Source organism: Paenibacillus sp. FSL R7-0216 (assembly GCF_037969915.1).
GTDB lineage: Bacteria > Bacillota > Bacilli > Paenibacillales > Paenibacillaceae > Fontibacillus > Fontibacillus rhizolycopersici.
In genome coordinates this window covers 1,265,176-1,287,349 of the sequence record NZ_CP150222.1, presented here as the reverse complement: position 1 = coordinate 1,287,349, position 22,174 = coordinate 1,265,176, and the positions used below count along the sequence as shown (strand labels likewise).

Genomic DNA, 22,174 nt, shown 5'->3' with positions numbered 1-22,174 from the left:
ATAGTAATAGGGAAATTATACTATTTTTAGAAAGGGTGATCTTATGACATCAGGAGCTCTCCTTCAATCGCAAGTCGTTGAGAAAGCATGGCAAGACCCAAGCTTTAAAGCTAAGTTGCTCGCCGACCCCAAAGCTGCTATCCAGGAGGCACTGGGTGTAATTCTCCCGGATCACATCAAAATCAAAACCGTGGAAGAAAGCTCTGACGAGTTCTACGTTGTACTTCCACCTCAGCCGGAAAAAGCAGTGAAAAGTGAAGTAAAACCAGCTGGAGCTTGGTTCTAACCTTTGAAGACGACCTCAACATCGCGAAGAGGTTAAAGCCGAAGGGCAGGACACGAGGAGCAATGGAACCGGACAACTTCCTCCTATTTGGAGGAAGGAAACCGGATGACCGCTTCCGTTCCTGCCCCTTTTTTACTGGTAAAATGGATCTCGCCGTTCATCACTTCGATGATTCGAAATGTCACCATCAACCCCAAACCGGTCCCCTTCGTTTTGTTTGAGAAGTAAGGTTCACCTAGCCGGGCCAGCACGTCTTCATCCATCCCTTCCCCGTCATCTTTAATATGAATGACCACTTGGTTATCTTTCTCGTAACTCCAGATTTGGATATCCCCTTCGCCTTTCAGCGCTTCAATGCTGTTCTTGATAATGTTGATGAAAGCTTGTTTGAATTTGGACGAATTCCCTTTTACGTAAAGATCTTTGGGGATATGCGTCGTAATTTTCCCGCCTTGCAAATTGGCGAGCGGAACCAGAATGCCCTCAATATGAATAAACTCATCAAGCACGTTCAATTCCGTAATTTTTCCGCCTTCCGGCTTTGCAAAGGTCAGGAAGTCCGTAATAATCGCAGAGGCGCGATCAAGCTCCTCCAAAGCCATACTTAGATATACTTTATCGGCTTGCTGCTGCTTCTCGACTAGCAACTGTAAAAATCCACGAGTGACCTGCAAGGGGTTGCGCACCTCATGGGCTACAGAAGCGGCAAGCTCACTTATGATCTCCATCTTCTCCGAACGCTGCAGCTCATTGTTGAACATCTCTAATTGCTTGGAATACTCTACTACCTGTTCGTGGTTTGCGACAAATCTCCGGCTTAGAATAATGATCAACGAGCCGAGGAAGCCGATAATTCCCAACTTCCATAAGAATAGAGTATAATACCCGTCATTATAGTAATACCAAAGCAACTCACCTACGCAGAGGAAAGCAAAAATTAAGAACCCGCATAATAGAATGACGGCTTCTTTGTTCCCCTTAATCACATTGATCGTTAAAGTCCCTGCCAGAATGATGAATTGGGCCACCATGATATAGCCCATGAATTGAACGGTAACGATGGTGTAAAGTGTATTGAACATGTCGGGTGAAATCTCATTTAGGATCAACATAAAGGCGCAAAGAATCGAATACGCAAACACAACTTTGCGCGAACGTCTTATCAAGCCTTTATATCCTGAACCGAAGGTTTGTTCAAAGAAATAAGTAAGCGCCGGAAGCAAACTAAACAAGGCCAAGTCAAACAATACCATAAGTAGCCTACCCGCGATCACAAAGTCAAACAGCCAATAGACAAACGACGTGTACGTGAGCACAAGCAGTCCGCTGGAAAAGATGACTCCGCATAACGAAAACCACATGGGGATATGTACATGCTTTAAGAAAAGCGCGCAGATGAGCATGATTGCAGCGATAAAAATCAATGTACTTCCCAATACGAGGTCCGGAACGTTATCCCTAACGAATTTTTTCATCAAACCTTGATAATCGCCGATTTTGATTGGAGCAAACAGGCCGATTTTATACGTCGCCGAGGTTGACCCAATATAGACGGTTTGCTTGGAGTTCTCCGCAGTGATCGGAATGACAATATTGTTGATGGCATAATTGAATAACCGATTGGATTCGTAAACGCGTTTCCCGTTAATCATGACGATCACATGACTTGCATTAATCTTATCGATAAACATAATTTGGGAATTATCTGACAATTCGGGGAGCTGAAACTTGATCCATTGGGACATCCCATTACGGGGCTTCTCTGGGATCACCTCATCTGCTTTCACATCTGTCCAGCCATCCAGCGACTTTACGTTATCCATACTCGTTTCTGGATCGAATCGATCCGTCCATGTGATTTGCCAATGATCTATTTGAATGGTATCTGACCCAGGATCATCGTAACCTTTAAATAAAAAGAAGCAAAGCGTAGCCAAGAGCAGTAGGAAAAACACAATAACGCTTTTTGTCAAAGCCTTCATATAACACCTCTGCAGTTATGATTAAGAGAAAGCCTGTTGTTGAATTTCTAGAACAATACATCATTCGATACAATTACCGCAAAAACCTTCAATTATATGGAAATAGTGATAAATATTTTTAAGATTCGGGCACCACAGTTATTTTACCGTGTCTAAGTTGTTTTATCTATGAATAGTTTGCATTTTCTATCAAAAAAAACGCAGGAGCCATCTCCTGCGTTTCATCTCGTTAACCTTTCAGACGGACAGATCTATACTCCCTCCGTCGTTCGTTTCACATCGTTTCGCACAACGGACGCTGCTTCCGCCCGCCACAGTACTTTCCCCAGCGCAAGCACCAACAAGCCAAGCGCTCCGATTACTCCACCTAAATATACAAAAGTCGTCCCCGGTCCAATCCTTTCCACCAGAAGTCCACCGAACAACGGGGCTACGAACATCACAGCTCCCAAGAGAGAGGTTTGGATACCAAAGACACGGCCGACCATGGCCGATGGCGTTTCTTTTTGCAGGCAGTAATTGAAGGTTACGACCACCAATCCATTGCCGACGCCTAATCCGAATCCCAACAACAGGATGGGAACTGCCGCACTCCCCGCGGGGAGCAAGCCCAGACCGCCGACAGCTATACCTATCAACCCGTATCCGGCGCCGAATTTCCAAGCGTAACCTGCTGCCCCTCTATTCCAGCGGTTAAGCACTGCAATCACCAACACGGCCCCAATCCCCGCCGCGGCTACCATCCAACTGAGATAAGCCTCCTTCAGAGGGGCAATTTCCCGAAACAGGCTGGTGAATTGAAAATCGATCATTTGGATGGCTGTCGTCGCGACAAAACCAAACAGCAGAGTTACCATTAATACCCGGGTTTTCAGGATAAACCTTAAGCCTTCGATCCACATGGTACGCAAGGATGTATCGACAGCAGTTTCCGGAGAGGAGGAAGAACTAGCTAGATTTAGTCCTACCTTCTTGAATTCAACTTCCGCCTTTTTGATCGTGAGCAGAATCAACAATGAAGACAAACGAAAGCAAGCATTCAGCAGGATGCACCACTCTGGTGTTAATAAGGCCAGTGCAAAGCCGCCGAGCAGCGGACCGGCGATCTTGGAGCCCTGGTTGACGAAGCCATTCAACGAGGTTGCTTGAAATAGCTGGTCTTCCCGAACGATGCTGCGCGTCAACGCTTGTTGAGCGGGAATCATGAACGTTGAGAGGGTTGCTCTCAGTGTCAGCACCGGAAGCAACCAGAGCATATTCGGAGCCAGCAGAATCAGCAAGGTCAGCGCGGCTGTCAGCAAATCGCAAAGGCGCATCAACTTCAACTGGTTGATTCGGTCCGCGACCACGCCCGCAAGGGAACCGAGCAGGACACTAGGTAGAGCGTTGGTTACGGGAATCAGCGCCAGCATGAGCGGCCCGGCTTCCCAGCGGTATCCCACCAGCACCTGGATGGCCAGCATATCGAACCAATCACCAAATGTCGCCGCTGTGTAGGCTGTATAGATACGTGTGAATATCTTGTTACGAAGCAAGCTGGCAACCCCGGCTTGTACATTGCCCGTCATTTACACTCCCCCAAATAAAGCTAGTTTCGAATGACCTAAGCTCAATGTAACGGAGGAATGTCAGAGAATCATCAGAGCGATTGCACAGATCAACCTAACTCGCCGCGGATAACGGCTTCGAGCGCGTCCGACAACCGGGTTACCCCTATCCGATCCAGTTCCATGTCAAATAATGCCTTGTATTTTCGATCCAACGCTAATGGGGGAGGGAACAGGATAAAATAATTAACGATTCGGTACAAGGAAAGTAAGCGTAGCGGCACGAAGCCAGACCGTTCCAGTACAGCCAGCCCTTCATCCAGTAGTTTTTCCGCTCCCGTCCCTTCCCCTCTCCGCTGCAGCCATAATCCTTTTACCACTTTATAGCTGCCAATCTCTCTTAAAAAGGGTTTCTCGGTTAACATCCCATTTTCTATGGCATCCGCCAACGTCTCGATTTTGCGCTCCGGTGATCCTGCCACCAGATGAGCCAACAGCTCAGCGATCGCGGTTTGCGGGATGAAGTTGTCGTAACTCAACTCCGCGATGATGCGATAGCTAAGGCGTAAGCGTTCCACCGCTTTTATCGGCTCACCGGCCAGGGTATAAATATCCAGGAACGTCAGAATCTCCATCTCCATGTGATGAGGGGGCGGCAGCAATTCCAGGGCAAGCATACGCTCGCATACTGGCAAGGCACGCTCCGGACTTCCCGACAGGCAGAAGAACAGCAGCAAGTAATACAAGCGGTCCCGCAAAGGAGCATCGTTCTTATTCAAGAGCCCGTCCAGATCGCCTTGCACAAACGGGATGTATACCGCGTAGAACGGATCCAGTTTATAGCCAAGCACATCCTGCTGGCGTGCCAGCGTCAGCATCGAGCGCCCTTGGCCGTAGAGTTGATATTTGCCGAGCAGAGCTCGCATGGTCTCATGCAGCTCCGGGTCTGCTAGGGTTGGAATGGTTCCCTCCGAATGATCGGAAATCGGGAGCACCAGGTTGTAGCCTAAGCCCCGAATCGTCCTGATCTCCAGCCCGTGGATAGGCTTTAGCTTCTTGCGAAGCCGATAGATATGGTCGTCCACCGTACGCTCGACCGGGTATTCCAGCGGCCACACCTTGTCCAGCAACTGCTCTCGGCTGAATGTCCGACCGGCGTTGCGGTGCAAGAACTGAAACAGCGCGAACTCCTTCGGCAACAACTCAACCGTAAGGCCCTCTGCGGTAACTTCGTATCGTTCGCTGTTGATTTCCATATGCATCGGTGTTCCTTCCTTCCCCGCAAATGTTCCCCATATTATAACATCTACGCGCAAAAAAAGACTCCGGACAAACGCCAGGCATCGCTGCCTGGCACCCGTCTGGAGTAAATTTCCTCGCTTTTCGTTTCTGTTAAGCCAACTCCGCTTCGATCCGCCGCACGGTACCGTTGCGGATCTCTTCGGCCAGCAAACCCTCGATAGCGGAGCCGTCGACGACTTGCTCCGTCCCATCCTGCTTCTGCACCGACAACCGACGGATTACCGCCGCATCAGAGCCGAAGGTGTCTTTCTTCTGCGGATTCCGATATACGACCTCCGTCGTACCCAAGAAGCGGAATGACACTTCACCCCGCTCGTCAAAGAGCCATCCCGGCAGGAGGGGTTGGAGCGTAAGCCGAAGCTTGCCTTCGTGCATGCGGAAGACTCGTTTCCCGGCCATCATCATCATCCACATGCTGAGGAACTCGGCGGTGGATCCGCTGAGCCGAGCGACATAACCGCGACCATGGGTATCCGGATCCGGGTTCACGCTCGTGGCGATAAAGGACGAGTTCTCCAACGTACTGCGGCCATATACGGCTGGATCGAGGAACGGAATCAACGAGGCGCGAAGCTCCGCGAAGAACTCCTCCGTCAAGCCGCTCTTGAGCAGCGCCAGCAAATACTTGTAGCTCATATGCAGGAAGACTGATTCCCGCTCCAGCCACCCCGCTGTAAAGGCGCGAATCCGTCCGATTTCATGGGTTTCCGCATCCAGACTAACCGAGGTTTTGTACATTTGAAGCCGGGTGTCGAACAGGTCGCTGCGGCGGATTTGCTCGTACGTCCGCTTAGCTTCGCCCTGATCCTCTACCGTCTTCAACCAACGGGCTGGACCTTCCAGGAAATGCGGCAGCGGCCGAACGGTAAATTTCTTCACCACCGCCTTGGGCAAGCCGTAACTGCTGATGACCGGCGCGCCTTGAGCATCCGTCACCGGCTCAAATTCCACCGCTTCGAAGGCGAAATACGTTGGCGTCACGCCGTCGCCCAGCCGGATGGCTTCCTGAATGCCGCGCTCGATTTGCTCCAACATCCGAGACGCCAGGCTTCCGATCGCACTTAACGGTAGACGGACTTCCGTCCCGCTGATCCCGAAACGAATGGCTTCCCGGTACTTCTCGCGGGCAGCGGCCACCCGGTCCCAATAACCAAATGGCTCCAAACTCCCCGCCAAACGGACTTCCAGCAGATCGCTCACTTCACCAAGCAAAGCGGCGAGCTCTTCCGGCACAGACACTTCATGGCCATCGTCGCCAGCTTCGGCACAAGCCTCCTGAACGAACCGCAGAAGCCGCTTCAACTCGAACGTCTCACTCATTCCCGAGCCAAACAGTCCAGGCAGTCCATTCATTGCATCGTTCCAGCCTGGTTTATTCGCCTCCATCTCTACGCCCATTCCGAAGGGATCCAGCGTGGCGAACTTGATCAATCCCAGAGACAACAGCTTTACGAACAAGGTGGTGCGATAGATTTCTCCGTTGCCATACCCCGTTTTGAGCCAGTTGGTGCTCTTCAGCGTCAGCCCTTGCTTCGCCATCTTCTCTTCATCATGGACCAACGAGCCGTATTGGCGAACGTGACCGCCGCTCAGTACGTACTTCTCACTGCGCGGCAGTACCCGGGCCGGACTGTCGAAGAACGTGTATTCCTGCTCCCCGAACAACAACCGCTCTTTACGATCCGGGAAAATATTCAGATAACTGTCGATCAGGTCCATATTGTAGGTCCAGTGATCCGACCAATAACCTTCGCCGAAGGAAGCTTCGATTTGCTGCTCGGCGAGAGATAACACGCCGGTCAACAGCTCATTCTCCCCAACAAGAAGCTGAGCACCGCGGTTGATGATCAGCGAGATCACCTTTCCCGGGGTAAAAGAACCCAGACAAAGCGCCGCGAGTTCATCCCGGTGATCAACTACCGCCTTCTGCAGGAAGGCAGACAGCTCGTTGGCCCGCTCCGCAGGGACCCGGAACGTCGTCCCTTCTACGCCAAGCGGATTGTAACCATCGGCTTGAATCAGGCTGAAAAACGTGCGGATATTAAACGTCCCCACCCGCGGATTGAAATAGACATCGCTTCGCCGGTTTTGGTTGGCGTCACGGAAGTTGCCGTTGCCCTGTGAATAATATTCCGGGGCGATGGAGAAGAAATTGTAGTCCCGCTCCAGATCTCCGTGTTTACGGGAATACAGATGAACCACAAACCCTTCCCGGCCGTTCTCGAAGATAAACGGATATCCGCCGCGCAGGAAATTGTCCAGATAGCTTTGTCGGCAATAAGCGTCAAACAGCGGCAGGGCTGTCTTCGTAGCGATGTCAGCGGTGAGCTCGTCGGTCAGTTGACCGGCTTCCGCATTTTTACGGGCGATGTAGTCTGGGCTGGCGATGTCAGCGGCTTTGGTATTCAGCCGTTCGACGCTGTCGATATGCCCGATCAAGGTATAGATGTGCCGGCTTTCTCCTGGGGCCAACTCGGCGGTCAAGGCCGAAAAACCACAAGGAACCTTGTTGGTGCAATACTGCGGCTCTGCGGTTAACGTGGACAGCGGCTGCTCGGCAAAGCGGTCCGGATAAGCCAGCGAAGTATTGTCGCCAAAAATGACGGCAAAGTCGGCGATCGTCTTCAGCAGTTTGCCGTCCTCGCCGAAGGTCAAGTAAAAATGGCCGCTTTGCACCTCGCTCACTTCAGCCTCATCATGCGTGCTGGAGCGGACCCGGTAAAACGGAATCCCCTTTTCCAGATTGTCGACCTCCATCCAGCTGCGCAGAAGATTGCCGATCTCCTTATAACCAGCGTTCTCCACCCCGTAAGGCAGAATCTCCGGCATGCCATCCAACATTTCCAGTTGCAACGGTGCCCCGGAAATATTCGTGATCTCCACTTGGCGCACCAAGGCTGCATAATCGTCGTTAGGCATTTGAAAATATCGAACCTTCACCCGAAGCCCCTGGGCTTCGTTGGTTTCCTCAATCGTCAGCTCATTCGCTAGAATGTGCATGCGGCGAACGGCGGAAGGGTCGGGGAAGGCGCTTTGGAAGGGCTCGTAGATCCCCGTTTTTCCAGCGGCCTTGATGAACGTCCGGAAGCCCTTCATCGCTACCGATTGGTACGTAATGCTCGCCGGGGAGAATTCCATGATCGGGCTGTTTTTATCCCGGATCCCGAAACTGCAAACCGCCTGTCCCCGGTTGACGTAAAATGTCCACATCGGAATCCCCTTCAGGCCGGCAAGTCCGGGGAGGAAGCTCGAGAACGGCTTCGCCCGGTCAAATTGTTCAATGACGAACGCATTTTCCTCAAAAGCATATTTAGGCATAGGGCGTATCCCTCCGTTAAGTAAAATTAGGTTTAAGCTTGGATGATGTACGTTGCGATCGAATGGGCTGGCAGCGTTTCGCTGGCGGCTTCACCGCCCAGTTCCAAAGCAAACGGCTGCGCTACATCGCTTTCGTTCTGCACAACCACCGCGAAGCTGCCGTCCGGATTGCGGAACGCCGTAGCCAGCAAGGATGGAATTTCGGTATCCATTCCGATGCGAACAGCCCCAGGTTGGATATATTTACTGAAATGGCCAATGTAGTAATAAGAACTGTTGTAATGAACCGTATCGGCCTTCGTATCGGCGATAATCGGCGCGTCGCATAGGTTGCCCACATGGTTCGGGCCTCCCGTTTCGTCAAGCACTAGGTTCCAATCCAGGAAGCCTTCGTTCCAATTGTTTAGGTCACCGATGATATTGCGGCCATAACGTTCGCCGGTAAACCATGCGCCAAGCTTCACGCCGCCTTCCTGACAGCCTTCCGTAAACAGGAGGTGCTTGTCGGGGAACAGTTCATGCACTTTGCCAACGTTCTCGAACGCCTCGCTGACATACCAGTGGAAGCCGGTTCCCCAAACGTACTGGGCCGCCTCGGGATCGCTCAGGACGGCGGAGGCCCGCTCGATCATAATATCCCGGTTGTGGTCCCAGATCAGGATGTTGACGTCTGCCAGCCCTTCCTGATGCATCGTCGGCCCCAGGTGATCGCGAACGAAATCGCGCTCTTCCTCGCCGCTGTAAATACAGGAATCCCAGGTTTGCACCGCCGCCGGTTCGTTCTGTACCGAGATCCCCCAGATGGGAATTCCCGCTTCGCGGTAAGCTTTAATGAACTTCGTATAGTATTTCGACCAAGCCTCGCGGTATTCCGGCTTTAGCTGGCCGCCGTGGTTCATGTCCCCGTTCGTCTTCATCCAGGCCGGCGGGCTCCAAGGAGAGGCTAGCATGGTGATGTCCTTCCCAGCCGTTTTCGCCGCATCATGAATCAGCGGAATCACCCACTTGTGATCACGGGAGATATCGAACGTCTTCAGCTCAACATCGCCGTCTTCGATGTACGTGTAGTTTTCGAGTGCGAAGTCGCAGCTATGGATGTGCACGCGACCTAAGGTATACCCCAGCCCCTCTTGCGGATCGAAATACCGGCGGATGACTTCATCTCGTTTCTGCGGACTGATCCGGGATAACGTATAAGCGGTCGCTTCCGTAAAAGCTCCGCCGAAACCCATCACGGTTTGGAAGGTTTGCTCCGGCAGGACCTTCAACCTCTGCCCCGCTCCGACACCCGCACCGGATTGAACCTCCAGTTCCCCTTGGGGCTGCAGACGGTCAGCAGAATCGCGTGAAGTGAGTACCTTTAACCATTTTGCCATCGTGAATCCTCTCCTTGAGTTTCAAAATTAGCGTCCCTGAAATCGATTACATTTCATAAAGGAACAGTGTCGGCGGAATGAGCTGAGCCATCAACTTTCGAAGTATGACGGGCATCGAAACCGGTTTCGATATCTTGTAAAAAAATAGAGGCAAGCCAGCTACAGCGATCGGCAAGACTCTCGAACGACCAGCTCCACCGGGATAACGCCCTTTTGCACGTCTTCCCCGCCTTCTATCGAATAGATTAACATGTCAGCCGCCCTGCTGCCAAGTACATATGTATTTTGTCGTACCGTCGTTAAGGCCGGCGTTAAAAATTTCGACATTTCAATGTCGTCGAAGCCGACCAACGAGATGTCCTCAGGAACGCGTAGTCCATGCCGTTTCATCGCCATCATGGCCCCGACCGCTAAATTATCGCCGGCCGCAAATACAGCCGTTGGACGTTCGTCCGCTTTCAAGAGTTCTTCCATCGCTCTGCTGCCGCTCTCTATGGTGTAATCGTAGCTCCCTTGCACGACATGCTGCGGGTTGATCGTGAGTCCTAGCTCCTCCATCGCCTGTATATAGCCGTTTAACCGCTGTTCTCCGGCGAACGTTGGACCGCCGCCGATATGTGCGATTTTCCGGTGGCCGATGGAATGCAAATAGGATACAGCCTGCCGCACACCTTCCGCATTATCCGAGTACACGGTACTCTTGACGGTAGACTTCTGATCTAGCAGTACGCATGGGATTTTAGACTCCAGCAGCTCTTGGAAATAGGGATCGGATGCATCCGGCAAGACCACCACCACACCGTCGATGCCACGGATCTTGCAATGCTCCAGATAGCCACTTCGCTTGCCGCCGATATCCTTGGAAATAAACATCAAGTCATAACCCTTGGAGGTGGCAACTTGCTTGAAGCCCTCGATGACGCCGCCGAAATAGGGATGCAGGATACCCGCGCCGGAAGGCTCGATAAACAGCACGCCAATCATCCAAGACCGTTTGGTTGTCAGCGAACGCGCGTGAGCATTCGGCACATAACCAAGTTCATCGGCTGCGTCCAGGATTTTACGGCGCGTCTTCTCACTGACGTCGGAGTATCCGTTAAACACCTTGGATACCGTGGTCGGCGAAAAGCCGGTAAATTGCGCGATATCGTAGATCGTAATCAACATCTCATCTCCTCTGCCCCGGTCCAAGCAAGCGGCTCGTACCAGGATTCACAGGCCATTGTAGCCGCTGGTTTACCGGAAGTCAACCGGATTCTGCAAAGCGCTTGAATAACCGACCCGATGCTTGCGTCAAAAAAATCGCAAGGCCCGGGTGATTTCCCTGAACCTTGCGATTGGAGGTTGCGTTTACAGTGTCCCAACAATCAACTGAACATTTTTATCTTCGCTAAAGGGATACGGATCCAACCCATCGGCCGGAGGATAAACCCAGCTTAACCCGATCTCATACGTTCCAGGTTCGGCTGCATAGGGCTCCCATGCCAGCGTTAAATCACTGCCCGCTGCCAACAGTGCGGCTAAAACGCCTGCTTCACCTGTCAGGTAAGCCGTTCCATTCCCGTCAACGATCCCCGAGGCAACCGGCGCACCGTTATGATAAAGTGTGACCGGTACGTCAGCATACGGAGCTTCACCGTATATCGTAGCCTTCAACGCCAGTCGATACGATGGTTGGATATTCTCACCTTTGGCGCTAAACGCATAAGTCAGTTGTTCCTCTGGAGCCAGATTTACCGATGACTCTCCGCCCGTAAAGCCGATCGTCGGCTTTTCGGACACCTTAAACTGGAACGATTGTTTGCCTAATGAAACCAGAGTATCCCCCTCATTTTGGAAAGCCTCTGCGGTAACGGTATAATTGCCGATTTGCCCCCAGTTAGCCGATATAACGGCCGGCCAACCGTCGCCTAAGGCTCCAATGCCGTAACCCGCATCCTCCTCGGAAGGAAGCCACGCCTCTCCACAGCTCGCCGCCGTCGACGTTCCGCATGCCTCTAGGTTCAGCTCGGTCGGCGGCAACGAATCATATTCGAAGTCGTAACCGATCGCGGCATATACCGCCTCCGGCACATTCGAGCTAAGCGTTACTTTGACCTTAAGCTTGTCCGACTTCGGCTCCACTCCCTCTTTTAGCGTCAGGCCGAAAGCCAAGGTGTGCTGTACACCCAACGGTACGGACGTTTCATCGGCGTACCGCCAGTTCAAAGTAAACGATGCCGGGGGTTCCGGATTTGGATTTGGATTCGATGGCGCTGAAGTCCCGCCGCTCGGCGCCGTCGGTTCTGCAGGCGCCGGAGACGGAGGAGTGGAACCCCCTCGCTGGATCTTTTCTTGCTCCAGCTTCCGCTTATCGGCCAAGAATTGTTCCCGATCCTGCGGTGGGAGTTGATTCGTGAATTGCTCCTGTGCCCTGGCACGGGCTTCCTCTTGTGCCTTCCGGTTCTCCTCCTGCAGCTTTGCTTGTTGCTCTAGAATGCGTTGAATCAGTGCCTGGTGCGCATTCTGTTTCTCCAGTTGCTGTCGATTCAATTCCTCCTGCTTTTCCTTGAGCAGTTGTTCCATTTTCGCGAGTTCTGGATTTACCCCAGCCGTTGGATCCAGCGGTTGAACCTTGTCCAAATCGATTTTCCCGTTCCCTCCCAGGGAGCGGTTGGCCTCGTCAATCAACTGCTGCACTTGCCCGGAAGACAGCTTTTGTTGTTTTACGGCTTCTTGCGCCAGGTTCCCGACCAGGTTGGACAAATTCTGGCTTATCTTGTTGAGATCAGCTAACTGCTGCGCGAGATTCGGGTTTGCAGGCTGCTTAGGCGTATTCGCCTGTTCTTCAAAACTCTTTTTCGTTTGCTCGTTTTCCTGCTGAATTTTCTCAGCGTTTTTGAGCAGGCTTTCGATGACTCCGGGCGGCGCGTTTTGGATCAGGCGGGTCGGATCGACCACACTGGGTCCGCCGGGTTCACTGCCCCCAAGATAGATTTGCTGCGCTGGATAGATGATGATTGGAGGCTGCTGGTTAAGAGATCCCCCAGAAGCAGGTCTTGAACTACCTGTGCTCACCGCCCCCGCAACCACGCTTAAGCTGCTCGCTCCCGTGACCGGGTCCGTTACAACCAGAAAGTGAGTTCCTTTTACGTCCAAGGTATGATTCCCGTTCACCACCTGGAACGTATCCGGCTTCCCGTGCAAGTCGGTCACGGCAAAATAGGCCATACCGGAAAGCATCGTCAGCTTTGTTGTTTTCCCCTGCGGTCCGCCGGCCAGGCGGCTGATGTCCAGCAAGCTATACTCCCCAAGATTCACTTCATCTCCGGTATCTTTGATCCGCAGCTGCGCGCCGCCTTGACCGACGATGAGCCGATCCCCTTGCTGCAGGGTCATCCCCTCAAACGCATCATACTGTAAGCTTGATCCAGCGGGCTGAACCTTGGCCTCCCCCTGTAAGGCTACAATGACGGCGGTTCGCACGCCGATCTCTGACGCTGCAACCATAGCTGATTGGCCAATGGCCATCCAGATCAGTAACGCAGCGATCCCCCCGCATAGGTTTCTTATCCATTTGTTCATGTCCTTCACCTCCTATTTATCCCTCATGATGGCCAGTCGAGCTTCCGACAGCCAAGTGATTTCCTTATTCAACAAGGTACCGGCATCCCGCAATGGGATATACACTTTGCCGCCGCTGACATAAGGAGCGGCGGCCAAAGTGAACTGTGATACCTCTCCCGTCGAGCTGTCGGTAACCGTCACTTCAGAATTTCCGGTACTTAAAGATAAGGATCGCCCCTCTCCTTGGATGACAATGCCCCCCGCTGAATTTAAGGCGATAGTGTAACCTGCGGCCTCCGCGAGAAGACGAAGGGGAACATCCAATCGACCTTGCTTGAGAATGAGTTGCTCCTCCCTTGCCAACCAGCGTTGCTCGAACAATAATGCCGGTCCCTTAAAGTCCACAGCTGAATCTGGTAACCGATAGGGATGCAGCATACGGACTTGCCGATTCATCGCGTCAGCTACCCAAACTTCACCGGTATCCCCATCAACCACAACATCCACCGGCAATGAAAGGTGCGCGTTAGCCTCCGTATGCCCCGTGTTGCCCGGCGCTCCATCCCGGTTGCCGACCAGCGTCGAGACTGTCTGATGTTGAAGCAACCGGATCGCATGATTCAAGGAGTCGGCGATCAGCAACCCTTCTTTCGTCCAGGCGAGACCGGCTGGCCCATTAAACCGCGCTGCCGCCGCATCGCCATCCTGATAACCACCAGCTGCCAGCAGAGCCTGCTCCGATGCCGAATTCATTGATTCGGGCACTTTACCGGCCACCGTCGTTACCGTCTTCGTTGTAAAATCGATATAGCGAATGAGATGATTCCCGCGATCGCTGACATACAGATTCCCTTGATCATCTAGGGCTAATCCGGACGGTTCGTTAAACCGTGCCTGCGACAAACGGCCGTCAAGGTAATCCCCTGCGCGAACGACGAGTCCCGGATACACCTCGACGACGCGTTCCGAAGTTGCGTTCAGCGTGGTGACCTCACCGTCCGGGGTGATTCTGCGAATGGCATGATTCAGCGTATCCGCCACGTAAACCGTCCCGTCTCCGGTGACCGCGATATCCTGAGGCGAGTGAAACCGGGCTTTCTCCCCTTTGCCGTCTCGAAACCCTAAGATACCGTCACCGGCCAGGGTATGCACCTGCCCGTCCGAGGTGATCTTTCGAATGGCATGATTGCCCGCATCTGCAACATAGATATTCCCGGATGCGTCCATTGCCAGCCCTGATGGAGCCCGGAACGCAGATTCCCCTAATGGACCGTCAAGGAACCCGCCGATCGGTTCATTCCATTCATCCAGCTTTGCCGGGAAAGGAAGACCCGCAAAGGTGCTCACGACCCCGTCTTTGATTTGCCGGATCACCTGATTGGCCGTATCGGCCACCAATAAACTTCCGTCAGGTAATCGCAGAAGACCTCCGGGAGTTCGAAAATCAGCCTCCCCCAATGCTCCTTCCGTCCACCCTGCTTGTCCTGTCCCGGCATAAACGTCCACCTGCAGCAAAGGTCTGCCGGCATCGTTGACAAGTCCGCCGGACCAAGCCGCCGAAGCTGGCGTTTGTACAGCGACAACACCACTCAACCCGAGAAGGGCTGCCAGCAGCAACCTCCCTTTAAGTTTCATGTACCTTTTATTTTGCAATCGACTCTCCCCTTATCCTTTAGTTCCTGAACAGCCCGACAAATTCTCCAACAACCAACTATGATATTTATCACACAGTTATAATATCGGAAATTTCTTCCTCTGTATAATATTTTACAGTCGAATTCCGAGGTTTTTTTTGGGGTACACTTTTGGAGATTCGCAATTTCCAGGAAAGGAGACCGTTCGTCATGGACGTATTAGATGACAGAACCTCTGCCGACTTCGAATATGAGCGGTACGAGCTACTTAAGGAGTATCGCCCCGAGAACGACATCCCCAGCGATGATCTGCTGCCTCACGATACACAGGTCGCTCAAGGAATCAGTGAGGAAGAGACCGCGGCAGTAGGACAAGAGGCTCCGCTTCCCGATGTGCCGGATGCGGACGTGATCCAGAAAGACAGTCCCATTGATCCTGTCGCTCCCGATCCGGATGTCATGCACGGTACCGATTTGCTCAACGGTTTTGACGGTGACGAAACCGAATAGATCCTTACGAAAAAAAGAAGCCTCCCGCGCCCGATTGCGCGGAAGGCTTTTCAAATTGAAAACCATTAGTCCTTATACACTTTAAACTTACCAACCAGGGTTTGCAGTTGCTCAGCCATCCGGCTTAAATCGGCCGAGGACGAAGCGATCTCTTCTACGGAAGCAAGCTGTTCCTCCGCTGCGGCCGATATCGTTTGCGTGTTGCCGGCCGTCTCCTCGGAGAGGTGGCGAATTCGTTCAATCGACTCTCGTGCCGCTCCGGTTTCTTCCGTCACTTCCTGCATGGTCCCGGCAGCCGTTTCAATCGCTCCCGCCGCTTCCACAACCGAACGGCTAATGGCAACAAACGATTGACCGGATAAATCAACGGCCTCCCTACCTTCCGACACTTTGGACTGAACGTCTTCCATCGTGGTCGCCGCCCGATTCATTTCCTCCCGGATCTGAGCGATTAAATCGCGGATTTGGTCTGCGGATTGCCCAGAGCCCTCGGCCAGCTTCCGAATCTCGCCGGCAACTACCGCGAATCCGCGCCCTTCCTCGCCGGCTCGGGACGCCTCGATCGCCGCGTTCAACGACAACATGTTCGTCTTCTGAGCGACCCCTGCCATCAATGCGGCAATGCCGCCGATTTGCTCTGCACGCTGATGCAGCGAACGGATCACGGATGCCAACTCCGCAACCGTCTCTTCGACACCGCGGATCTTCTCTTCAGCGCCAGCCACTAGTTCTGTACCTTGCTGGGCGGAGTCCGCCGTCCCCGACATCGTCCGGGTAATGAGCTGCATGTTGCCGGAAACGTATTCCACTTGCCGGGCCATCGCATCCACGCTGGCTGCACCGCTTTCCACGCTGTTCAGCTGCTGCTCGCTACCGACAGCAACATCCTGGATGGCCACCGTCACGTGTTCGATCGCTTTCGTCGTCTGTTCGGATCCGGCGGATAGCTGCTCGGCCGATGCCGAGACATTCTCGGTCATTTCTCGAACCCCTTCGATCATCACTCGCAAATTATCGACCATCAACTGGAAATTAGCGGCCAGTTCGCCGATTTCATCGCGCTTGAAGCCATCCAGCTTCTCCGTTAGATCGCCTTGACCGAGGATCGCGGTTGCTCGCTTTAATCTGCGGATCGGAACGAGGACCGAACGGATATTAAAGATGATTAGAATGGCTCCTCCAGCTAGCGACAGCAATACAACAAAGATCGCGGTATTGCGGATTTTCACCGTTTCGCGCGACACCTCGCTTTGACTCATCGTCCCACCGATCCGCCAACCGGTTAATTCATTCTTGTGGATCGCCATCTTATATTTCTGGCCGTTCATGACGTAATCAAACGTTCCTCCGTCCTCCGTAAACATCTGGGACACGTAACTGTCTTTCGCCTCTTCGCCGACGCCGCCTGCCGGATTTACGACCGTCTTCTTGGTATTGTCGAGAATCAGGATATATCCCTCTTCTCCCACTTTCATGTTCGTCATTTTCGAAATGCCGGATAAGTTCAAGTCGAGGGCAATGACTCCCTTTCCATCCTTAAGTATCTTAGAAATGGAAACGACCGGACTTCCGTCAACGGACAAATAAACCGGGGAAACGACCGCATTGGGGGTCTTCAGCGCCTGCACATACCAATCCCGTACTCTCGGGTCGAAGTCAGGCGGCAGTTCCTGGTCCACCCCAAGCAATGTTCCCCCTTTACTTGTGCCGACATAAATATTTAACACATCCTTATGTAAGGCCAGGTATTGATTCAGTCGGTTTTTCACCGCCGTTCCCCCCGACGCTAACTCCGCATCGACTGTCGGCGTGTCCAATTGGCCGGCAAAATAATCCAGATCGGACGTCATGTTCTCAAAATTGCTTGTAATCACCGTATCTGCGGTGTCCACACTCTCTTGCGCACTGGACATCAGTTCCGCTTCAATCCCGTTGCTCGCCGTCAAATAGGTCGTACCGGCGATAATCAGGCTGGGGATCAGCAAAACAGCGGCAAACGAAAAAATAAGCTTTTGACGAATGGAAAATGAAAATTTACGAAGCATGATAGTCCTCCCCAATAATGTTTACCCTCACGGAAAACGGTAGATGCTTTTTTGAATCGTCTCTTCATAAAACAGGTCCGCGGCACGATACACTCGGTTTCGGCCCGCTTCCTTCGCTTGATAGAGCGCCTGATCCGCCTTGACGATCAGTTCCTCCTCATGTTCGTTGGGGTACGTCGCACTCCCCGCCGAAATGGTCAGCCTAAGCTCGCCTCCATCCGGTAGAAGGAAAACGTGGTTCTCCACGTTACTGCGCAAGCGCTCGGCAATCATCTTGATCTGTTCGGCATCGCAACGATCGACCAGGATCACGAACTCCTCTCCGCCCTTACGAGCAATGTGATCGCCTGGCCGGAACGTTTCCCTCATGACATCGGCGATCTGCAGCAGGACCGCGTCACCTGCCAGGTGGCCGTACCTATCGTTAACCTGCTTGAAATGGTCGATGTCGACGAAGAGCAGAGTGAACGGAATTTTGTCGCGCTGGGCGGCGGCGATCTTATGCTCCATTTTTACTTCGAACGCTCGGGAATTGTATAGGCTCGTCAAAAAGTCGCGGTTCGCCGCTTCCCTCATCATGCGTATGGAATCGTCCTTATTGCGCAAATAACGAAGCATGGAAAACGTAAACATCCCAGCAAGTATGAACAGAGGAAAATAGAGCCCAATCGCCTTGAATGGAAGTCCATTGCTTAGAATCGAAATTAGGATCACGGTACTCGAAGCGCTTAGAGCTAAAGTGAGGATCAGGCGCTCCATCGTCGTTTTCCGCCCGCGCAGGAACATGAGTCCGATCAGAAACGTCACGGGCGCATTGATTGCGGCAATCACGGAATGCATCCCGAAACCATACAGGAACAGCAAACGGTAGATCGCGATAAATAAGGTGGTGATGACGCCCGAAATCCCCCCTCCCATGTAGACAGAAATCAAGATTGGCAGTTGTCTGAAATCGGCCACGGCATGCCCGGAGATAGGGAAGTTGTAATACATCAGCACCACGCCCAGCAATCCCAGCGAGCTGCCAAGAAGAATTCGGGTACACAGCGCCGTCTCCAGGCGGTCGGGCATTTTGTTCTTGATCATATATCCAAAAAAGATCACCGTCGTTAGCAGCGTAAAATTGTTGAATAAGCTTTGCAGCATCGAATGTCCCTCTCTGATGTATGGTGCAATGGTAAGTAGTGCTAGCATAACATAATAGAAGGGCAAAAATAAGATATTTTTGCTAATTTTCGATTATATTCGACATATTGTGACATGTTATGTCGAACGTCCTGTCGAATCGATTTCTCTGCCCTTCCCAACGTGATATAATGGCGTCAGATTCATGAAAGGGTGACGGTGATGGACAGCGCGGCTGCGTTCCAAGGAGAGGAGCCTGTACGGGTATGCCTATTGGCGGGAAAAATCATGCTGCAAAGCGGTGCGGAAACGTACCGTGTGGAAGATACGATGACCCGAATGGCCGATGCGCTGGGGCTCTCCGGCTCGCATAGTTATGTGACGCCGACGGGGATCGTCTTTCAATCGGGCGACGCGGAATCAGCCAAGTTGATCCGTATCGTGGAGCGGACAACCGATCTGCAGAAGGTATCCGCGGTGAACGATATTTCCCGGAAGCTGGGCAGCGGAAATTTGACGGCCGCCGAGGCGTATGCCTTGCTGCTCGGGATCGAGACGGTGAAGCACGCTTATCCGATGCCACTGCAAATCGCGGCTGCAGCCTTGTCGAGCGGCTGCTTCACGCTGATGTTCCGCGGGTCATTAACCGATTTTTTGCCCGGCTTGATGTGCGGCGGCTTGGGGTTTGCCGCATACTTGCTTTTCCACCGGCTGGTGAAGGTGAAATTCTTCGCTGAATTTACTGCGGCGCTGCTGATCGGGCTGCTCGCTTTAGGTTTCGTGCAAATCAGCTTGGGCCGGGAGCTGGATAAGATCATTATCGGTTCCGTGATGCCCCTGGTGCCGGGTCTTCTGATTACGAATGCGGTCAGGGACTTGATGGCAGGTCATCTCGTATCCGGGTTGTCGCGCGGGGCGGAAGCCTTTCTCACCGCCTTTGCCATCGGAGCCGGGATCGCCGTCGTATTTACCGTGATATAACTAGAGCCAGAAGGAGACGAAGCGATCCCATGTATCTATTCGTTCATCTGCTTGCCAGCTTCATTGCTTCAGGAGCCTTTGGCATCCTCTTTAATGCCCCGAAACGTACGTTGCTTCAATGCGGCCTGTCCGGTATGGTCGGCTGGATGGTCTACATCCTGCTGGAGTCGCAGATGGGAGGCGTATTTGCGACCGTTGCTGCGACTTTTCTGGTTGGTGCCCTAAGCCAGCTGTTTGCCCGGATCTACAAGAAACCCGTCATTATCTTTAGTGTGGCCGGCATCATTCCATTGGTCCCCGGCGGTCTGGCGTATGACGCCATGCGTCGATTCGTGGAGAACCAATACGACTTGGCTGTCGAGCTCGCCGCCAAAGCTTTTCTTCTATCCGGTTCGATCGCAATCGGTCTCGTTTTGTCCGAAGTGCTGGGCCAGCTCCTGATTCGTCGTGTTCCGCGGCGGCGTCTGCGCAGGCGGGCGGAAAAATAAGAAATCGGCGCCGACCGCTTAATGCGGCAGCGCCGATTTCATCCAGAACGAGTTCATATATACAAGCTCAAATCCGCATTTCAACATGTTCCCATGGCTGGCCGTAGCAAACTCGACATCGGTATAAACCCGATTCAGTCCTCGTTCCGACGCCATTCGCAGCCGGTGATAGATCAATGCCGTTTGCACGCCTCTGCTCCGATGATCCGGGAAGGTAAAGTCGTTGGCTAAATACCCGGTATCGCCGCGAATAAATAAAGATCCCATCCCTGCAGGCTCTCCGCCGACGTAGGCGACGAAATTGTGAAAATCGTCCCGGTAAAAATAGCGACTTTTCGACTGTACCCTTACCTCATCCAGCTCGGTACCATCACCGCCACGCGACAGCTCAATCAATCGGATAAAAGAAACAGCCTCGTGCTCGTCAGAGACGCGGGAGATCTCGATTTCTGCGCGGGAGGGCGGCCTTCCCGTTTGACCTACCTCCAAGTCTTCCCCAAAGCGTTCATGCTTGAGAAAAGCGAGCTGCAGCCTCGGTATGAACCCCTGCATTGCCAAAGCCTCCGCCACCTCGCTGGTTTGCCGGTCCGGGCTCATATCAAAGCATGGGTCGATGCCTGCTGCCGCATAATGTTCGAGGATTGCGGATAGCCGCTCCAAATCCGACGGTCCAAAGCCGATCACCCGATTATAATAGCTCGACTGCGGGGACAGCTCGTCCGTCAGCAGCGTCGTCTCACCGGTTTGTGTTACCGTCAGGCGGGATTCCGCCAAATACAAGGAACGCTCATGATTGAATTGAGTCAGTTCCCTCTCCAGGTTAATCATCCGCTCCACATCGCCAAGGACGAGATGATCTTGCTTTGAGGTTTTTTTCATGGCTTTCGCTCCTTTTCTGTACTTCATTCAATGATTGTATCTTCACGAGTCTCGCTTCATCCTGTTATGCATTGTAACACACCTGGTTGCTTCGGCATTTTGCGTCTTCAATGCTTCGGCGGACGTGATATAATAACAAGCGACTGCCTGCCTGCGGGTATCCATATATGCGAATGAGAAAGAAGTGAACAACAAGAGATGATCGGCGATATTATTTTGGACGTCGTTTTGCCCATTTTTGTTTTGATTGGACTAGGCGCACTCATGCAGCGCGCCTTTAAGCTTGATTTGTACACACTGGCCAAGATCAATTTCTACTTCGTGACGCCCGCGGTCGTATTCGTCAGCATGTACGAATCGGAAATGTCGGCGGAACTGCTGGGCAGCGTTACGGGATTTTACGTTTTGTACGTCCTGCTGCTCTATGGGGTCAGCTTGTTCGTCAGCCGGCGCCTGAAGTTTGGACCGGGCATGCGGGCCGCCTTCACCAACAGTCTGATCCTCGACAACTCCGGCAATTATGGACTGCCGATCAATCAATTAGCCTTTAAGGGAGATCCGTTGGCCGCCTCGGTTCAAGCGCTGGTCATGACCTTTCAGAGCTTAGTCACGTTCACTTACGGAGTGATGTCCGTTTCGCGGGCTAAATCCGGCGGCACGCTGAAAGCTGCCCTGATCGGATTTCTGAAGATGCCCGTGCCTTACGCCTTGGTGTTAGGGATGGCGCTGCACATGCTCAAGTGGCCGCTTCCTTATTTCGTAGCAAAACCACTAGGTTATATCGCCGACTCGATGGTCGCCATCGCTTTGCTGACGCTAGGCGCTCAAATCATCAAATATCCACTGCGTCTCGACCGAATCGATGTTTACGTCAGCGTAGCCCTGCGCCTGCTGATCGGACCGGCCATCGGGTTCGCGTTGGTCTGGGCGCTTGGCCTTAAGGGAATCCCAGCTCAAGCCCTGCTGATCGCATCCGGCATGCCTACCGGCGTGAACAGCACGATTCTTGCTGAAGAATACGACAATGAACCGGATTTCGCCTCGCAAACCGTACTGATCTCCACGCTGCTAAACATTATCACGATGACAGCCCTGATCTCCATATCCCAATACGTTGGATAACACCAAAGAACCTTCCGCGAAATGAAGCGGAAG

16 protein-coding genes are annotated in these 22,174 nt (G+C 52.8%); 5 read left to right on the top strand and 11 right to left on the bottom strand.

What is annotated here, in order from left to right; genetic code table 11:
• Positions 1-43: 43 nt before the first annotated feature.
• Positions 44-286, top strand: a complete 243-nt coding sequence (locus MKZ15_RS05380) for an NHLP leader peptide family RiPP precursor (protein ID WP_155606408.1) — start codon at positions 44-46, stop codon at positions 284-286.
• An 83-nt stretch (positions 287-369) separates the two neighbouring features.
• Here MKZ15_RS05380 and MKZ15_RS05375 read toward each other — a convergent pair whose 3' ends face one another.
• The 8 genes from MKZ15_RS05375 to MKZ15_RS05340 all read right to left on the bottom strand — a co-directional run bounded on the left by MKZ15_RS05375 (position 370) and on the right by MKZ15_RS05340 (position 15,010).
• Entirely contained in the window at positions 370-2,109 is a 1,740-nt protein-coding gene (locus MKZ15_RS05375; protein ID WP_239483485.1) for a sensor histidine kinase, read from the bottom strand.
• A gap of 410 nt (positions 2,110-2,519) precedes the next feature.
• Positions 2,520-3,836, bottom strand: a complete 1,317-nt coding sequence (locus MKZ15_RS05370) for an MFS transporter (protein ID WP_213623496.1) — start codon at positions 3,834-3,836, stop codon at positions 2,520-2,522.
• 89 nt (positions 3,837-3,925) lie between these two features.
• A complete protein-coding gene (locus tag MKZ15_RS05365; RefSeq protein WP_339820420.1) occupies positions 3,926-5,077 on the bottom strand; it encodes a winged helix-turn-helix domain-containing protein in 1,152 nt (383 codons plus the stop codon).
• A gap of 130 nt (positions 5,078-5,207) precedes the next feature.
• Entirely contained in the window at positions 5,208-8,435 is a 3,228-nt protein-coding gene (locus tag MKZ15_RS05360; RefSeq protein WP_339820418.1) for a cellobiose phosphorylase, read from the bottom strand.
• A gap of 32 nt (positions 8,436-8,467) precedes the next feature.
• The gene (locus MKZ15_RS05355) at positions 8,468-9,811 is read right to left on the bottom strand and encodes a glycoside hydrolase family 30 protein (RefSeq protein WP_339820417.1); all 1,344 of its coding nucleotides are present in this window, start codon (positions 9,809-9,811) and stop codon (positions 8,468-8,470) included.
• A gap of 159 nt (positions 9,812-9,970) precedes the next feature.
• Positions 9,971-10,975 carry a LacI family DNA-binding transcriptional regulator gene (locus tag MKZ15_RS05350; RefSeq protein WP_339822303.1) on the bottom strand — a complete coding sequence of 335 codons (1,005 nt, stop codon included), beginning with the start codon at positions 10,973-10,975 and terminating at the stop codon, positions 9,971-9,973.
• Between the two features lie 186 nt (positions 10,976-11,161).
• Complete coding sequence (locus MKZ15_RS05345) at positions 11,162-13,375, bottom strand: FecR domain-containing protein (RefSeq protein ID WP_339820413.1); 2,214 nt, start codon at positions 13,373-13,375, stop codon at positions 11,162-11,164.
• Positions 13,376-13,387: 12 nt separating this feature from the next.
• A complete protein-coding gene (locus MKZ15_RS05340; protein ID WP_339820411.1) occupies positions 13,388-15,010 on the bottom strand; it encodes a stalk domain-containing protein in 1,623 nt (540 codons plus the stop codon).
• A 191-nt stretch (positions 15,011-15,201) separates the two neighbouring features.
• Here MKZ15_RS05340 and MKZ15_RS05335 point away from each other — a divergent pair, with 191 nt between their 5' ends.
• Positions 15,202-15,501, top strand: coding sequence for a hypothetical protein (locus MKZ15_RS05335; protein WP_339820409.1), 300 nt, complete (start codon positions 15,202-15,204; stop codon positions 15,499-15,501).
• A 65-nt stretch (positions 15,502-15,566) separates the two neighbouring features.
• Here MKZ15_RS05335 and MKZ15_RS05330 read toward each other — a convergent pair whose 3' ends face one another.
• Positions 15,567-17,546, bottom strand: a complete 1,980-nt coding sequence (locus tag MKZ15_RS05330; protein ID WP_339820407.1) for a methyl-accepting chemotaxis protein — start codon at positions 17,544-17,546, stop codon at positions 15,567-15,569.
• A 27-nt stretch (positions 17,547-17,573) separates the two neighbouring features.
• The gene (locus MKZ15_RS05325) at positions 17,574-18,692 is read right to left on the bottom strand and encodes a diguanylate cyclase (protein WP_339820406.1); all 1,119 of its coding nucleotides are present in this window, start codon (positions 18,690-18,692) and stop codon (positions 17,574-17,576) included.
• A gap of 201 nt (positions 18,693-18,893) precedes the next feature.
• Here MKZ15_RS05325 and MKZ15_RS05320 point away from each other — a divergent pair, with 201 nt between their 5' ends.
• Together MKZ15_RS05320 and MKZ15_RS05315 are read left to right on the top strand one after the other, a co-directional pair.
• The gene (locus tag MKZ15_RS05320; RefSeq protein WP_213623504.1) at positions 18,894-19,652 is read left to right on the top strand and encodes a threonine/serine exporter family protein; all 759 of its coding nucleotides are present in this window, start codon (positions 18,894-18,896) and stop codon (positions 19,650-19,652) included.
• The gene (locus MKZ15_RS05315) at positions 19,649-20,140 is read left to right on the top strand and encodes a threonine/serine exporter family protein (RefSeq protein WP_339822300.1); all 492 of its coding nucleotides are present in this window, start codon (positions 19,649-19,651) and stop codon (positions 20,138-20,140) included. The genes MKZ15_RS05320 and MKZ15_RS05315 overlap by 4 nt, the downstream gene beginning before the upstream one ends.
• 18 nt (positions 20,141-20,158) lie before the next feature.
• Here MKZ15_RS05315 and MKZ15_RS05310 read toward each other — a convergent pair whose 3' ends face one another.
• On the bottom strand, positions 20,159-21,019 hold the full coding sequence (locus MKZ15_RS05310) for a GNAT family N-acetyltransferase (protein WP_213623505.1): 861 nt from the start codon (positions 21,017-21,019) through the stop codon (positions 20,159-20,161).
• Between the two features lie 198 nt (positions 21,020-21,217).
• Here MKZ15_RS05310 and MKZ15_RS05305 point away from each other — a divergent pair, with 198 nt between their 5' ends.
• Positions 21,218-22,141 carry an AEC family transporter gene (locus MKZ15_RS05305; protein WP_155606395.1) on the top strand — a complete coding sequence of 308 codons (924 nt, stop codon included), beginning with the start codon at positions 21,218-21,220 and terminating at the stop codon, positions 22,139-22,141.
• Positions 22,142-22,174 lie beyond the last annotated feature (33 nt).

Bases quoted from the DNA above. Each gene is read 5' to 3' on its own strand.
- MKZ15_RS05380 (WP_155606408.1), top strand. From the start codon at position 44: ATGACATCAGGAGCTCTCCTTCAATCGCAAGTCGTTGAGAAAGCATGG.
- MKZ15_RS05375 (WP_239483485.1), bottom strand. From the start codon at position 2,109: ATGGATAACGTAAAGTCGCTGGATGGCTGGACAGATGTGAAAGCAGAT.
- MKZ15_RS05370 (WP_213623496.1), bottom strand. From the start codon at position 3,836: ATGACGGGCAATGTACAAGCCGGGGTTGCCAGCTTGCTTCGTAACAAG.
- MKZ15_RS05365 (WP_339820420.1), bottom strand. From the start codon at position 5,077: ATGCATATGGAAATCAACAGCGAACGATACGAAGTTACCGCAGAGGGC.
- MKZ15_RS05360 (WP_339820418.1), bottom strand. From the start codon at position 8,435: ATGCCTAAATATGCTTTTGAGGAAAATGCGTTCGTCATTGAACAATTT.
- MKZ15_RS05355 (WP_339820417.1), bottom strand. From the start codon at position 9,811: ATGGCAAAATGGTTAAAGGTACTCACTTCACGCGATTCTGCTGACCGT.
- MKZ15_RS05345 (WP_339820413.1), bottom strand. From the start codon at position 13,375: ATGAACAAATGGATAAGAAACCTATGCGGGGGGATCGCTGCGTTACTG.
- MKZ15_RS05335 (WP_339820409.1), top strand. From the start codon at position 15,202: ATGGACGTATTAGATGACAGAACCTCTGCCGACTTCGAATATGAGCGG.
- MKZ15_RS05330 (WP_339820407.1), bottom strand. From the start codon at position 17,546: ATGCTTCGTAAATTTTCATTTTCCATTCGTCAAAAGCTTATTTTTTCG.
- MKZ15_RS05325 (WP_339820406.1), bottom strand. From the start codon at position 18,692: ATGCTGCAAAGCTTATTCAACAATTTTACGCTGCTAACGACGGTGATC.
- MKZ15_RS05320 (WP_213623504.1), top strand. From the start codon at position 18,894: ATGGACAGCGCGGCTGCGTTCCAAGGAGAGGAGCCTGTACGGGTATGC.
- MKZ15_RS05310 (WP_213623505.1), bottom strand. From the start codon at position 21,019: ATGAAAAAAACCTCAAAGCAAGATCATCTCGTCCTTGGCGATGTGGAG.
- MKZ15_RS05305 (WP_155606395.1), top strand. From the start codon at position 21,218: ATGATCGGCGATATTATTTTGGACGTCGTTTTGCCCATTTTTGTTTTG.